Below are 13,905 nucleotides of genomic sequence, written 5' to 3' on the forward strand. Positions count from 1 at the left end.
GAGGACCAGCTCCGGACCGGGAAACGGAAGACGGGGTGGAGCAGGGTGCGTCCCCGCTCCACCCCGCCCACGTCGATCAGTCCTTGGCGAACAGCGTCAGCGTGATCTCGCTGCCGTAGCGACCACCACGGGCCTCCTCCGGCACCACGAGGCCGAGGTCCGCGCCCAGGACGGTCGTCCCGAAGCGGCTCACCCGGTCGGTGTCGGCCAGGGCGGCCGGACCGTCGAAGGCGGCCTCCGGGCCGGCCGAGGCGCCGGACTCGGACTCGACCACCTTCGGGCTCCAGCTCAGGTTCTCCGCGCCGAACCGGCGGTTACCGGCGACGAACTCGCTGGCGCTGCCGGAGACCGTCCAGCCCTGACCGCGCGACTGCACCTCGTCGCGGGTGTCGGTCACGGTGACGTGCGGCAGGGAACCGGACTGGCCGCGCGGGTCGCCCTCGAGGACGACGGAACCGGCGTCGGCGACCGACATGCTCAGCGCACCACCGGTGGTGGGCAGCGGGACGCTGGCCTCCAGCGCCACCGAGGAGTCACCCGAGGCGGGGGCGTGACCGAGGAAGTCGAAGACGGCCTCGCCGATGTCGGTGTTGTCCAGGTAGGCCCCCCGGACGATGTCCCACTGGTTGGCCCGGGCCTGGAGGACCTCCGAGCCGGCGCCCTTGGCGTAGAAGGGGACGAGGCCGTTGGTGTGGCCACCGGAGTGCCAGGAGACGTTGGGCAGCGCACCCGCCTCACCGGTGATGGGGGTCCAGGTCGGGTTCGAGTCCGGGCCGGCGAGGTAGCCGGTCTCGTGGTCGGCCGTGACCATCACCAGGGTCTCGTCCCAGCTGCTGTTGGCCTCGACCCACTCGTCCACGGCCTCCACGGCGCGGTTGAAGTCGATCTGCTCCTCCACCGTGCGGGTGGTCTGGTTGGCGTGACCGGCCCAGTCGACCGCACCGCCCTCGACCATGAGGAAGAAGCCCTCGTCGCCCTGCTCCAGGACGTTGAGCGCACCCTCGGTCATGGTGTCCAGGCCGGGAACGGCGTTGAGCGGGTCGCTCCAGGGGAGGACGTCGTCGTTCTCCAGCCCGGGACGGTTGTACTGGAGGGTCTCCGCGACCTGGGCGAGGCCGAAGACCTTCTCCGGGACCGTCCCGCCCTCGGCGAGGGAGTCGAAGTCGGACCGCTCCTCGATGTAGGTGAAGTCGGTTCCGCCGGTGCTCACCCGCTCGAAGTCGTCCTGCGAGATCCAGGTCCAGTCCGATGCCCGGCGGGTGTGGGCGTCGGTGAAGTTGGGGTGGCCGCCGCCCATGAGGACGTCGACACCGCTGTCGATCATCTCGGTCGCCAGGCCCTGGTAGTCGTTGCGGTCGGCGTTGTGCGCGATGAACCCGGCGGGGGTGGCGTGGTTGAAGGGCACCGAGGTGACCAGGCCGACCTTCTTGCCGACCTCGATGGCCTGCTCGCCGACGGTCAGCAGGCGGTCCCCGTCCGGCGTGTAGCCGAGGACGCCGTTGTTGGTCTTGACACCCGTGCCCAGCGCGGTCCCGGCGGCGGCCGAGTCGGTGGCGCCGGAGGCCACCCAGTCGAACGAGCCCCAGGCGTCCTCGGTCACGTACTCGGCGCGGCCGTTCGCGGAGTGGTGGGACTGCCCGACCTGGACCGGGTACGACTCGTACACCTGGCTCGCGGTGCCGGGCACGTGCTCCACGGCGCCGGTGGCGGGGTCGACGGAGGCCTGACCGTAGCTCTGCCCCTGCTCGTAGAGGCTCGGCAGGTCGAAGTGGCCGTAACCGCCGCCGTCGGAGATGAGAAGAATGATGTTCTTGGGCACGGGTGTCTCCTCCGCGCCCGCGACGCCGGTCGACAGGGGAGCGGCGGCCATGCCCAGGGCCGCTCCCGTGACGACGAGACCGCGAGTGCGCTTGAGCACTCTGCTGCTCATTGCTTCCTCGTTCCGTGTCAGTGGGTCCGATGCCGCGTGGACGTGGCTTACGCGGCCCTCGCACGTTTTCTGCCGAAGGTGACGCGGACACGATCGGTAGCCGGCTTCCGGGTGAACCTCTGCCGACGTGGTGACTGATCCAGACCGTCTGTTCCGTCGTGAGCACGGCGGGTGGCGCCTCGGCCGTGTCGCGCGGGGGTGTCCTCGGGCTCACCGGTGGTCGCCAGGGGCCCCATGCCGGCCGCCCGCGGGACACCCCGCTCCGGGGAGTGCGGAGCTGATGGCCGTCAGGCCGGCCGGGCCGGGCCGCTACGGGAACGCCTCCTCGCAGTCCGGGGCGTGGGAGCGTTCGTCGCCCCTGGGGCCGCGGTGGGTCGGGGGAGCGGCCCGTCATCGGGGTGTGTTCCGGGCGTCCGGCCCGCCACCACACGGTCCACGTCGGTCGGACGTCCTCCACGCCGTCGGGCCCATGCCGCCCGGTGGGAGTGGGCCGGTGCGTCCCGCCGCCACCGACTCCATACAATGGAAATCATTTTCATCTACGGAGGTTTCGCATGACGGAGTTGCGGCGGACCGGGCTGGTCACCTACCTGCTGAGCAACAGGGCTTTCGTCGCCCCAGCGGTCGAGCGGGCGGTGGAGACCCTGGGCCTGTCCGGGCGTCGCAGGCTGCTCGACGCCGGCACGGGCGCGGGCGGCGGACTGGTGGCCCTCGCGCGCGCGGCCGGGCCGGACTCCGAGGTCCTCGGGGTGGATCTCAACCCCGACGTGCTCTCGTTGGCCCGGACCCACGCCGAGGAGGAGGGGGTGGCCGACCGCGTCCGCCTCCGCGCCGGGGACCTGCTGGCCACCCTCGACGAGGCCACCGGATCGGGAGGGGCCTTCGATGCGATCTGGGGCAGCGACGTCGTCTGGCCTGGCAACTTCGAGGACCCCGCCGCCGTCGTCGCGGCGATGGCCGGCGCGCTGGCGCCCGACGGGGTCCTCGGGCTCTTCACCAGCAACTACTACCAGTCGATGTTCCTGCCGGGCCACGCGCGGCTGCAACGCGCGCTGCGCACCGCCTCGGAGCTGAACTGGGGCCTGCCCGGCGGCGGGGAACGGCACTACGACCGCCACGTCCACTGGATGGTCGCCGCCGGACTGCGCGACATCCGGGTCCAGGTCTTCCCCCGCGTCGCTTTCCCCGTCGACGACGACCCGACCGCGCGCCCCTACCTGGAACGGGTGGTGTGGCCCGAGCTCCTGGAGGCCGCCCGCTCCCGAGGAGCCGAGGCGGGCCTGGGCGACGAGGACATCCGACTCCTCGGCACCCTGCTCACCCCCGGCGGCCAGGGGTACGTCCTCGACGACCCCGGCTACTACCTGGTGCACCCGACACTCCTCGTGACCGGCCGCCGCTGACCGTCCCCGGGGTGGTCCGGCGCCGTGGATGGGAGGAGGCACGGCAGGTCCACGATCGTCGTCGACGCTGGTCGCGCGGCTGCCTCCACGCTCCGCTCGTCGTCGGCCAGGACAACGAGGCGACCAGACCTGCCCCGCGCACGGCCCGTGAGTGCGCATCCCGCGGGCCGGGGGCACCCGTCGGCGACCCGGCCGTCGTGGACGCGCCGAGCCCACCACGACCGCCCGGCGTCGATGCCTTCTCGTGGGCTGGTGGGCGTGGGCGTCGATGCCCGTGGAGTGGCGCCCAGGTGGACCCGACGGCCGAGGACCAGGCGCCGGCAGCACGCCCGCACCGGACACCGGGCCTGGGCTCCGCAACCGGGGCTGGCGTGGCCACACCACCACGCCACCCGCGTCGAGTTCTCCCCGCGCGTTCCAAGCGCCACCAGACCGGGCGGCAAATCAGGTGCGGCGGCTCGGTCCGGTGGGGTGTGATCGGTGGTGTGACGTTTCTCCTGGGTACTCCGGAAGTCGACGGCTTGAGCGCGGTAGCGCACGTACTGCGGGCGTGGCAGGACGACGGGGCGCCGGAGCGGCCGCACCCCGGGGACCTGGGCTGGTTCTGGCGGTTCGGCGCGGAGGCCACCGCCCGAGCGGTCCGGACCTGGAGCCGAGGCGGCCGGGTCCTCGCGATGGGCCTGCTGGACGGCCCTGACCTGGTGCGACTGGCGATCGCGCCACACGTCGAGCGGGACGAGGAGTTGGCCCGACGGCTGGCGGAGGACGTGACCGAACCGGCGTGCGGGGTCCTGGGGGAGGGTGAGGCGTACGTGGAGGCCCCACCTGGCGCGTTGGTCCGCGACCGGCTGGCGGAGCGGGGCTGGGTGCCCGGCGAAGCGTGGACGCCGCTGCGCCGCGACCTCGCCGACCCGGTGCCGGCCCCCGGCCCTCGGATCGAGGTGACCACACCGGACCGGGCGTGGGTCCGCGCCGCCGTCCAGCGGGCGTCCTTCGACGGGTCGACGTTCACCGAGGACCGCTGGCGGGCGATGGCGGCCGGCGCCCCCTACGCCGACGCCCGTTGCCTGGTCGCCCACGACCGTCAGGGCAGGGCGGTGGCGGCCGCGACGGTGTGGTCGGCCGGGCCGGGACGGCCCGGGTTGCTCGAACCGATGGGAGTGCACCGGGACCACCGCGGCCAGGGGCATGGTCGGGCGATCGTGGTCGCGGCGGCGGCCGCGTTGCGGGAACTGGGTTCGTCGAGCGCGGTCGTCCGCACCCCGAGCGCCAACCTCGCCGCCGTAGCGACCTACGCGTCGGCCGGCTTCCAGCGATGGCCCGAAACCCGGGACCTCCGCCGGGCTCCCTAGCCCGGGCACCGGACGGGCACGGGTCGCGTTCGCCCGGCGCCGGCGGTCGCGCCCGCCGGAGGACCGCCGACGGGCGGCGGAACCGCGTCGGGGAGGGGCCACCTCGAACGGCTCCAGGAACCGGGGCCGCGCGGGTGTCCTGGCCGGGGGCCGGCGGTCCCGTCGCCCCACCCGCCCTCGCCCTCCCTTGGCGGTACGACGTCCCCCGCGCGCCTGTCAGCGCGCCGACACCGACGAGGGACCCGGTGCCGCGTGGAACGGGTACCGGAACGACGAGGGCCCGCCCGGACCGAGGTCCGGACGGGCCCGTCGAGCACGAGGTCAGGAGGTCGCCGCGCTCCCGTTCGGGGAGTGCGCGCGCTCCAGGGAAGCGCCCTCGACGTCGACGTCGGGCATGATCCGGTCCAGCCACTTCGGCAGGTACCACGCCTTCTCGCCCAGCAGGTGCATCAGGGCGGGCACCAGCACCATCCGGACCACGAACGCGTCGAAGAGGACGCCGATCGCCAGGCCGAACCCGAGCGGTCGCACCATCCCGAGCTCGCTGAAGACGAAACCGCCGAAGACGGAGATCATGATGATCGCGGCCGCGGTGACCACGGCCCGGCCCTGGCGCAGCCCCTGCACGACGGCTGCCCTGGCCGGCATCCCGTGGACGTGCGCCTCACGCATCCCGGAGACCAGGAAGAGCTGGTAGTCCATCGCCAGCCCGAACAGGACACCCATGATGATGATCGGGCCGAAGCTCAGCACCGGTCCCGGCTCGTGCACGCCGAAGACGTCGGACAACCACCCCCACTGGTAGATGGCGGTGACCGCCCCCAACGCGGCGAACAGCGACAGGACATAGCCGGCGGTGGCGATCAGCGGCACCAGCAGCGACCGGAACACCACGATCATGATCAGCAGGGAGAGGCCGACCACGACGACCAGGTAGATCGGCAGCGCGTCGGCGAGCTTCTCCGAGACGTCGATGTTGCCCGAGGCCTGTCCCGCCACGCCCAGGGTGGCCTCCCCGGACAGCGGGGCCATCCCGCGCAGGTCCCGGACCAGGTTCTCCGTCGACTCGCTCGAGGGGCCCTCCACGGGGAGCACCTGGAACAGGAACACGTCGCGCTCGTCGGAGACGACGATGGGCGCCACCGCGCTGACGTCCGCGTGCTCCATCAGCTCCGAGGCGACCCCGGCCTGGGTGGCCGTCACCTCGTTCTCGTCCACGCCACCGGGCAGTTCGGCGACCACGATCAGGGGGCCGTTCACCCCGGCTCCGAACTCCGACTCGATGGTCTTGAAGGCCTGGTACTGCGTGGTGTCCGGTGCCTCCGAGGAGCCCTCGGGCAGGCCGAGGCGCATCGAGAGGGCGGGGACGGCCAGCACGAGCAGTCCGAGGGTCGCCAGGGCGACCGCGCCGAGCGCGCGCGGGGTGCGCAGCGGCCGGACCTCGGTGTCGGTGTGCCGCTGGTCGCCGATCGTCTCGCGCGCCTTCCGGCCCAGGGCCCGCGTCCCCAACAGCCCGAGGAGGGCTGGGGTGAGGCTGATCGAGACGAGGACCGCGACCAGCACGCAGGCCGCGCCGACGACGCCCATCGTGGCCAGGAACGGGATCCCGGTCACGCCCAGCGCGACCAGCGCGACGATGACGGTGCTGCCGGCGAACACGACGGCGTTGCCGGCGGTGCCGTTGGCCAGGCCGATGGACTCGTCCACGTCCATGCCGGCGAGCAGCTGCTTGCGGTGCCGGTTGAGGATGAACAGCGAGTAGTCGATGCCGACGGCGAGGCCCAGCATCACCCCGAGCACCGGAGTGATGGAGGCCATCGGGACGAGACCGGAGAAGGCGAGCGAACCGGCGACGCCGACGCCGACGCCGACCAGCGAGCTGATCAGCGGGGTGATCGCGGGCAGGAACGCGCGCATCATGATCAGCAGCACCAGGCCGGCGACGATGACGCCGATGACCTCGCCCGGACCCATGATGCCCTCGGTGGAGGTGGTGATGGTCGAGGACCAGTCGATCCGCACGCCGTCGATCTCGGCGGCGGAGAGCACGTCGACGACCTCGGCCTTGACGCTGTCCGGCAGCTCGAACATCGTCTCCTCGAAGGCGATGGTGGCGATCGCCGTTCCACCGTCCTCGGACACGGTGCGGACGGTGGAGGCGAACTCCATGAGCGCGGCGCCGTGTTCGAGCTCCGCCTCCTGAGCCTCGATCTCCCGCAGGCCCTGTTCCAGCTGCTCGCGGCCGGCGTCCAGCTCGGCCTGCTGCCGTTCGAACTCCTCGGCGGCCTGCTCGTAGGCGCCGGCTGCCCGCGCCTGCTCGATCGCGGCGTCGAGCTGTGCCTGCCCCGCCTCCAACTCGTCGGAGGAGGACTCGAGCTCCGAACGCGCGCCCTCGATCATCGCCTGGCCGCCGGTGACCTGGCCCTCGGCGGCGTCGCGTTCCGCCTCGGTCTCGAACGGGTTCGTCACCGCGGTGACGCCGTCGACCTCGGTCAGGTCGTTGAGGAGCTCGTCGATCCGCTCGCGCTCCGACTCGCCGAACTCGCCGTCGGTGGCGAACACGACGGAGGCGGTGGCACCGGTGAGCTCGGGGAACTGCTCGGTGAGGCTGTCGTTGACCCGCTCGGTCTCGGTGCCCGGGATGGAGAAGTTCGTGGCCAGGGAGCCGCCGAGCGTGAGGAAGGCACCGGCCGCGACCGCGAGCGCGAGGATCCACGTGGCGATGACGGCCCACGCGCGTCGCGCGGATAACCGTCCGAGCCGGTACAGGAGGTTGGCCACCGTACGCCTTTCGTCGGAATGGACTGTTGCTGGCCGCCAACTTATCCGACGACTGTCGGTTATCCAACGTGTGTCGGATAACTGTCCGGGTGGCGCTGGACACGTGAGACGATGCCCGCCATGGATCCCCGCGTTGCCCGCACCCGAGCGAGCCTCCGGCACGCTCTCCTGGAGCTCGCCCGCGAGCGACCACTCGACGAGGTCACGGTCAGCGACATCACGGTCCGCGCCGGGGTGAACCGCAGCAGCTTCTACCAGCACTACGCCGACAAGGAGACGCTGCTCGCCGACGCACTGGAGGACGCCCTCCACGACGTGTCGACGCAACTGCCCGAGGTGTCGGTGGCCGCCGGGACCCCGAGGATGCCGGTCGAGCTGCTCACCTACCTCGAACACATCGCGTCCCACGCCGCCCTCTACCGGCGGGTCCTCGGCGACCACGGGTCGACGCTGGTCACCGCCCGGTTGCGCAACCGGATCGAACTCATCGTCATCGACGCCGTCGGCACGGCCCGACCGGCGGCTCTCGTCGACCTGCCCGTCGACGTCTTCGCCTCCGGGATCGCGGGCAGTGCCCTCGGGGTGATCACCGCCTGGGTGGCGCGTGACCCCTTGCCCTCACCGGTCGTCGCGGCGGACTGGCTGTGGAAGGTGCTGCTGGGCATCGGCGCGTGGCGGGAGCCCGAGGACGTCGGATGAGTGCCACCCCGCTGGCGGCGCGCCGCGTCACGCCTTCCCGGCCCAGCCGGTCATGACCAGGCGCGGTCCCGCTCGGCTCCCGGTTCCACGAGGGTCGGGGGCGGTGCCGGATCAGCGCCGCCCGCCTGCCGGGAGGGGCGCCCGCCGGGGCGCCGTCCCAGGCCACCCGAGGCGCGGGTGACCAGCCAGGTGGCGGCCAGCGCGAGGGTGAGGCCCACGGCGGTGCCAGCGGTGAGGGGCTCGTCGAACATCAGCCCACCCCACAGCGTGGTCACCGGCGGCACGAGGAACATGAGCGTGTTCACCTGGGTGACCCCGACCCGGCGGAGCAGGTACCAGTACAGGCCGTAGCCGCCGAAGGTGGAGAAGACGACCAGCCAGGACATCGCGATCCAGAACTGGCCCGAGGTCGGCAGTGCCGCCGTGCCGGTCGCCAGGGCGATCGCGGAGAAGATCACCGCCGAGGTCGCGCAGTGCACGGCGAGCGCGCGCATCGGAGGCGTGGAGGTCGGAGCCCGCCTCTCCAGGAAGGTGGCCGCGACCAGGCAGAGCATGCCGGCGAAGGGCACCAGGTACGCCCAGGTGGGGACGTCGTTGCCGGGGGCGGTGGCATCGGACCAGGTGACCAGGACGACACCGACGAAGCCGAGGCCCAGGCCGGTCCACTGCCGTCCGGTCACGGCGGCACCCAGCAGCGGGCCGACCAGGGCGGCCACGACGAGGGGTTGCATGCCGTCGATCAGCGCGGTGGTCCCGGTGCTGACCCCGAGGCCGATGGCCCAGTACACCGTGAGCAGGTAGCCCGACTGGGAGAGCGCACCGATCGTGACCTGCCGTCCCAGGTCGCTCCGCGCGTCGGTGCCCCGGGTGCCGGCTCGACGGAGCAGGAACGGGGCGAGGGCCACCGCCAGCGGGACGAACCGCCACATCAGGACGGTGGCGACCGGGGAGTCGGACGCGCCGAGCTTCGCGCCGATGAAGCCCGAGGACCAGCACAGCACGAACAGGGCACCCAGGCCGACGGTGAGGAGGGTGTGCCCTTCCTTTGGTATACCGATCTGTTTACTCACATCCGTCACGGTATACCGACCTGTATAGTTTGTCAGGTGGGAACCGACATCGAATGGACCCCCAAGGCACGCGCCGTGCTGGCTGCCGCGAACGAGCTCTTCTACGCGCAGGGCATCCACGCGGTCGGCGTGGACGCGATCGCCGCCCGGGCCGGCGTGACCAAGAAAACCCTCTACGACCGCTTCGGCTCCAAGGAGCGGCTCGTCGTGGAGTACCTCGCCCAACGCGACCAGCGGTGGCGGGCGTTCCTCGCCCCCAGGTTGGAGGCGGCGGGGCCCGACCCGCGCGCCCGCCTCGCCGCCGTCTTCGACGCCTCCGCCGACTGGGCAGCCGAGGAGGGCGGCAAGGGGTGCAGCACGATCAACGCGCACGCCGAGATCAGCCAACCCGACCACCCCGCCTACGCCTCGATCGTCGGCCAGAAGCGGTGGATGCTCGACCTCTTCACCGACATCGCCGGTGCCGCCGGGGCGGCCGACGCCCAGGCGACCGCCCGCTCCGTCATGCTCCTGCACGAGGGCGCGCTGGTGACCGACGGGATGCGCGTCATCGACGAGGCCTACGCCCGCGCCCGTGACCTCGCGCTGAGCCTCCTCACCACCCCGTGAGCCGCGCCAGGGGAGAAGTCGGACCCGGGCGGAGCCACCAGCCCGCGCCCGGAACGGGCGCGCGGGAACCGGCCGGCCACGGTGGACGGTCCAGCCTCCCCGCCCGACCCATCCCGCCACCGCTCCGACCCGCCACCGCCGGGCGGGACGGGATCGCGACAGGTGCCACCCCGGTTCACCACCCCGGTCGTGCGCCTACAGCCAGTCGTGTTCCCTGGCGTGGCGGGCCGCCTCGTGCCGGGTCCGCGTCTGCGTCTTCCGCATGGCGTTGGAGTGGTAGTTCCGCACGGTGCCCTCCGCGAGGTGGAGCTGCGCCGCGATCTCGGCGACCGAGTACCCCTGGGAGGTCGCCCGCAGCACGTCGAGTTCGCGTTCGGTGAGGGGGCAGTCGTCGACGAGGGCGAGGGCGGACACGTCCGGGTCGATCCACCGCTTGCCCTCGTGCAGGGCGGTGATGACCGAGGTGATGTGCTCGGGTTCCGCCGACTTGCTCACGAAGCCCTGCACACCCAGCTTCAGCGCCCTGCGCAGCACGCCTGGCCGGGCGTGACGCGTCAGCATGAGGACCACCTGCTCGGGCAGCGCGCGCCGCACCTCCGCGACGGTGCCGAGACCGTCCATGCCGGGCATCTCCAGGTCCACCACGAGCACGTCCGGGCGGTGCCGCAGGGTGGCCTCCACGGCCTGCCGCCCGTCGGCGGCCTCGGCGAGCACGGTGACCTCGCCCTCCAGGGGGAGCAACGCGGCCAACGCCTTGCGCAGCAGCACCTCGTCATCGGCCAACACCACGGTGGTCATCGGTCGTCCCTCCCGTCGTTCCCCTGACCGGCTCGCGGAGCGGGGAGGGTCGCGGCGGTCACGAACCGGCCGTCCCGCTGCCGCACCGCCAGCTCCCCTCCCTCACCCGCGACCCGTTCCCGCAGGGTGCGGAGCCCGCGCAGCTCCGGCGAAGGCCCCTCCCGCACCCCGTCGTTGACGATGGAGATCCCCGCCTCGGACAGGGTGATCCGCACCCGCGTGGCCTCGGCGTGCCGCAGGATGTTCGTCGTCGTCTCCCGGAGCACCTGGCCGAGCAGTTCCCCGGCACGCGGATCGACCTCGGCCTCCCGGTCGACGCGCACCTGGATGCCGGCCGCCTCGAACAGGTTCTTGGCGTTCTCCAGTTCCGTGGCCAGGTTCAGCCGCCGCTGCGCGTACGCGAGCTCCTTGGTCTGGCTGATGGTGTCCCCGACCAGGGCGTGCACCTCCCGGAGCTCCTCCCTCGCCCGCCCGAGATCGCTGTGCAACAACTTCTCGGCCAGGGTGATCTTCAGCTTGACCACGTGCAACGTGTGGCCCTGGATGTCGTGGAGGTCGCTGGCGAACCGCATCCGTTCCCTGACGACGGCGAGTTCGGCCTCCCGTTCCCGTGACTGCTCCAGTTCCCGCAGGAGGTCGGAGAACCCCTTGTTGGGGAAGGCGAGGGCGGCTCCCACCAGGGTGAGGGTGGCCGGGATGATGGCGTAGGAGATCAGCGTGTCGCGGACCGGGTCATCGGACACCAGCAGCCTCGTCACGCCCGTGACGGCGACGAAGGCCACCAGTGCCACCGAGGCGGTCCCCCTGTGGCGCGACAGCTGCTGCACGACGAGGGGGCCGGTCAGGGCCACACCCCAGAACGCCCTGGGGGTGTCCAAGACGAGCACCCCGAGGGGCCACACCGCGCCCGTGACCAGCAGGCAGGGCACCGCGACGCGGAGGACGTCGCCGGCGGCCCACCGCGCGAACGCGACGAGGGCGGCCAGCACGCCCAGGCTCAGGGCGATCCCGTGCCACCAGGTCTCGGCGTCGACGACCACCAGCAGCACCCCGACGGCGGCGAGCGGGGGGAGCAGCACGGTGAGGTTGAGGCTGCGCAGCTGGGCCCACGTCCCCTGGGGACGTTCGCGTGGTCGACGCGCCCGTCGGCGCGGCCTCATCGGACCTGCCAGGGGCGGCGGCCGGCGTGTCCGACCCGTCCCCCCGCGCGGTGGGGTTCCGGCGGGAGCCGGCGGCCCGCCCCCCTCGGGGCGACCGGTCGGGGGAGCGAGGTCCCGGTGGCCGCCGTCGGGCGAGGCGGTGGCTCGGTGGGCATCGGTGGTTCTCCGAGGTCAGGCGGCGGGGACGCTCCAGTGTCCCGCCGGCGACCACCAGGCACCAGTGACACGGTGTCACGGCCCACCCGGGTGCAACGTCACGGCGAGGTGGTGACGGGAGCGCACTGGTCGAGGAGGGCACGGCCGGGTGGGATCGAGGCATGTCCACGACACCAGTGATCGACGTCGACCGCCTGGGCGTCACCTACGGCGACTTCCACGCGGTCAGCGACCTGTCCTTCCAGGTCGAGCGCGGCGAGTTCTACGCCCTGCTCGGCACGAACGGTGCCGGGAAGACCTCGACCCTGGAGGTCGTGGAAGGCCACCGCGACCCCACCTCGGGCTCGGTGCGGGTGTTCGGGCGCGACCCCGGCGACCGGAGCGCGGTGCGGCCCCGGATGGGCATCATGCTCCAGGAGAGCGGCTTCGCACCGGACCTGACCGTTCGGGAGACCGTGCGGCTGGTCGGCGCCCTCAGTCAGCGGGCGGACAGCGTCGACCGGGTGCTCGGCGTCGTCGACCTCACCCGCACGGCGGCCACCAGGGTGTCCCAGCTCTCCGGCGGGGAGAAACGGCGCCTGGACTTCGCCACCGCCGTCTACGGCTCACCGGAGCTCGTCGTCCTCGACGAGCCCACCACCGGCCTGGACATCCAGTCCCGGGACGACCTCTGGCGGGCCGTGGACCGGTTGCGGGATGAGGGAGCCACCATCGTCCTCACCACGCACTACCTGGAGGAGGCGCAGGAACGCGCCGACCGCATCGGGCTCATGCACCAGGGCGGTCTCCACCGGGAGGGCACCGTCGCCGAGCTGACGCGAACCCTGCCATCGGTGATCCGCTTCTCCCTGCCCACCCCCGAGGTGGCTCCGCCGCCGCACGTCCACCGGGACGGCGACGGGGCGTTCGTCATCGAGACCTTCACGATGCAGCGCGACCTGCACGCCCTGCTCGACTGGGCGCGGGACAACGCGGTGGAACTGGGGGACCTCCACGCCGGTCCGACCCGCCTCGACGACGTCTTCCGCTCGATCGGCGCCGAGTAGACCACCCGACCAACCCCACCCCAGGAGGAGACCGCTCCATGTTCCCCATCGCGCTCGGCGAGCTGGTCCAGCTCTTCCGGAACCGTTCGGTTCTGGTCACCATGTTCGTACTTCCCGTGGCGTTCAGCGCCCTCTACATCTACCTGCACGAGACCGTCGCCGTGTTCGACCTCGGGGCGATCGCGGCGATCCTGCTGTTCCTCGTGCTGGCGATGGGTTTCTACACGACCACGGTGACCACGTTGGCCGCCCGCCGGCAGAACCTCTTCCTCAAGCGGCTGCGCTCCACGGCGGCGAGCGACACCCGCATCCTCTCCGGTCTGCTGCTGCCGGTGACGGGCGTCGCGGTGCTCCAGGTGACCGTGATCCTGACCGTGTTGGGCGTGGTCGCCGGCGCGCCGAGCGACGTCCTCCTCCTGGTGGTCGCCGTGGTCACCACGGTGGCCATGATGCTCTGCCTGGGGCTGGCGACGGCCGGGGTGACGAACTCCCCGGAACACGCCCAGGTGACCACGCTGCCCGTCCTCATCGGCACGATGGCCGTTTCCGGCTGGGTCGGTTTCACCGGGACCGAGGAACTCACCATCGTCAAGCGGCTGCTGCCCGGCGGCGCGGCCAGCGAACTGGTCGTCGCCGCGTGGAACGGCGGCGTCGCGCTGGCCGATTCGCTGGTGCTGCTGGCGCCCACCCTGAGCTGGGTCGTCGTCTCGGTGGCCCTGGCCGCCCGCCTCTTCCGCTGGGAACCACGCCGGTGACGACCCGGGCGGGACGTCGTCCGGGCCCGCGGGACTGGCGAGGGTGCCAGACATCGCCCGCCCCCGGCGCTCGGGGTCCTCGGCGGGGTGGCTGACGGCCTCCTCGACGCGGACGAGGGATCCCCCTGGTGTAGTAACGGCTCTAT

Annotated in this window: 11 protein-coding genes; 6 read left to right on the forward strand and 5 right to left on the reverse strand. The window is 72.4% G+C overall.

Features of this window, described 5'->3' with window-relative positions:
• Positions 1-76: 76 nt before the first annotated feature.
• Positions 77-1,930, reverse strand: coding sequence for an alkaline phosphatase (locus tag ACOJVX_RS11275; RefSeq protein ID WP_026420200.1), 1,854 nt, complete (start codon positions 1,928-1,930; stop codon positions 77-79).
• A gap of 554 nt (positions 1,931-2,484) precedes the next feature.
• On the opposite strand from ACOJVX_RS11275, the gene ACOJVX_RS11280 reads away from it, so the two are divergent.
• Both ACOJVX_RS11280 and ACOJVX_RS11285 read left to right on the forward strand, forming a co-directional pair.
• The gene (locus tag ACOJVX_RS11280) at positions 2,485-3,333 is read left to right on the forward strand and encodes an SAM-dependent methyltransferase (protein WP_030107081.1); all 849 of its coding nucleotides are present in this window, start codon (positions 2,485-2,487) and stop codon (positions 3,331-3,333) included.
• A 485-nt stretch (positions 3,334-3,818) separates the two neighbouring features.
• Positions 3,819-4,685 (forward strand): GNAT family N-acetyltransferase, encoded by an 867-nt coding sequence (locus ACOJVX_RS11285; RefSeq protein WP_418153445.1) that lies wholly within the window; start codon positions 3,819-3,821, stop codon positions 4,683-4,685.
• Positions 4,686-5,006: 321 nt separating this feature from the next.
• Here ACOJVX_RS11285 and ACOJVX_RS11290 read toward each other — a convergent pair whose 3' ends face one another.
• On the reverse strand, positions 5,007-7,466 hold the full coding sequence (locus ACOJVX_RS11290; RefSeq protein ID WP_026420203.1) for an MMPL family transporter: 2,460 nt from the start codon (positions 7,464-7,466) through the stop codon (positions 5,007-5,009).
• 120 nt (positions 7,467-7,586) lie between these two features.
• Between ACOJVX_RS11290 and ACOJVX_RS11295 the strand changes: the two genes are divergently transcribed.
• Positions 7,587-8,165: a TetR/AcrR family transcriptional regulator gene (locus ACOJVX_RS11295; protein ID WP_051314277.1), complete on the forward strand. Its 579-nt coding sequence runs from the start codon at positions 7,587-7,589 to the stop codon at positions 8,163-8,165.
• Positions 8,166-8,215: 50 nt separating this feature from the next.
• Here the strand turns inward: ACOJVX_RS11295 and ACOJVX_RS11300 are convergent, their stop codons facing one another.
• Positions 8,216-9,235, reverse strand: a complete 1,020-nt coding sequence (locus tag ACOJVX_RS11300) for a DMT family transporter (RefSeq protein WP_026420204.1) — start codon at positions 9,233-9,235, stop codon at positions 8,216-8,218.
• Positions 9,236-9,271: 36 nt separating this feature from the next.
• On the opposite strand from ACOJVX_RS11300, the gene ACOJVX_RS11305 reads away from it, so the two are divergent.
• Positions 9,272-9,844, forward strand: coding sequence for a TetR/AcrR family transcriptional regulator (locus ACOJVX_RS11305; protein ID WP_035292881.1), 573 nt, complete (start codon positions 9,272-9,274; stop codon positions 9,842-9,844).
• 195 nt (positions 9,845-10,039) lie between these two features.
• Here the strand turns inward: ACOJVX_RS11305 and ACOJVX_RS11310 are convergent, their stop codons facing one another.
• On the reverse strand, positions 10,040-10,642 hold the full coding sequence (locus ACOJVX_RS11310) for a response regulator transcription factor (RefSeq protein WP_026420205.1): 603 nt from the start codon (positions 10,640-10,642) through the stop codon (positions 10,040-10,042).
• Positions 10,639-11,802, reverse strand: a complete 1,164-nt coding sequence (locus tag ACOJVX_RS11315; protein ID WP_418153442.1) for a sensor histidine kinase — start codon at positions 11,800-11,802, stop codon at positions 10,639-10,641. The genes ACOJVX_RS11310 and ACOJVX_RS11315 overlap by 4 nt, the downstream gene beginning before the upstream one ends.
• A gap of 317 nt (positions 11,803-12,119) precedes the next feature.
• On the opposite strand from ACOJVX_RS11315, the gene ACOJVX_RS11320 reads away from it, so the two are divergent.
• Positions 12,120-13,004, forward strand: coding sequence for an ABC transporter ATP-binding protein (locus ACOJVX_RS11320; RefSeq protein ID WP_026420206.1), 885 nt, complete (start codon positions 12,120-12,122; stop codon positions 13,002-13,004).
• A 38-nt stretch (positions 13,005-13,042) separates the two neighbouring features.
• Positions 13,043-13,759 carry an ABC transporter permease gene (locus ACOJVX_RS11325; RefSeq protein WP_026420207.1) on the forward strand — a complete coding sequence of 239 codons (717 nt, stop codon included), beginning with the start codon at positions 13,043-13,045 and terminating at the stop codon, positions 13,757-13,759.
• Positions 13,760-13,905: the final 146 nt, after the last annotated feature.

It is taken from the genome of Actinoalloteichus caeruleus, assembly GCF_049311605.1.
GTDB lineage: Bacteria > Actinomycetota > Actinomycetes > Mycobacteriales > Pseudonocardiaceae > Actinoalloteichus_B > Actinoalloteichus_B caeruleus.

What these genes read in the sequence shown, in the direction of transcription:
- ACOJVX_RS11295 (WP_051314277.1), top strand. Translation starts at nt 7,587, where the DNA reads ATGGATCCCCGCGTTGCCCGCACCCGAGCGAGCCTCCGGCACGCTCTC.
- ACOJVX_RS11320 (WP_026420206.1), top strand. Translation starts at nt 12,120, where the DNA reads ATGTCCACGACACCAGTGATCGACGTCGACCGCCTGGGCGTCACCTAC.
- ACOJVX_RS11275 (WP_026420200.1), bottom strand. Translation starts at nt 1,930, where the DNA reads ATGAGCAGCAGAGTGCTCAAGCGCACTCGCGGTCTCGTCGTCACGGGA.
- ACOJVX_RS11310 (WP_026420205.1), bottom strand. Translation starts at nt 10,642, where the DNA reads ATGACCACCGTGGTGTTGGCCGATGACGAGGTGCTGCTGCGCAAGGCG.
- ACOJVX_RS11315 (WP_418153442.1), bottom strand. Translation starts at nt 11,802, where the DNA reads ATGAGGCCGCGCCGACGGGCGCGTCGACCACGCGAACGTCCCCAGGGG.
- ACOJVX_RS11325 (WP_026420207.1), top strand. Translation starts at nt 13,043, where the DNA reads ATGTTCCCCATCGCGCTCGGCGAGCTGGTCCAGCTCTTCCGGAACCGT.
- ACOJVX_RS11280 (WP_030107081.1), top strand. Translation starts at nt 2,485, where the DNA reads ATGACGGAGTTGCGGCGGACCGGGCTGGTCACCTACCTGCTGAGCAAC.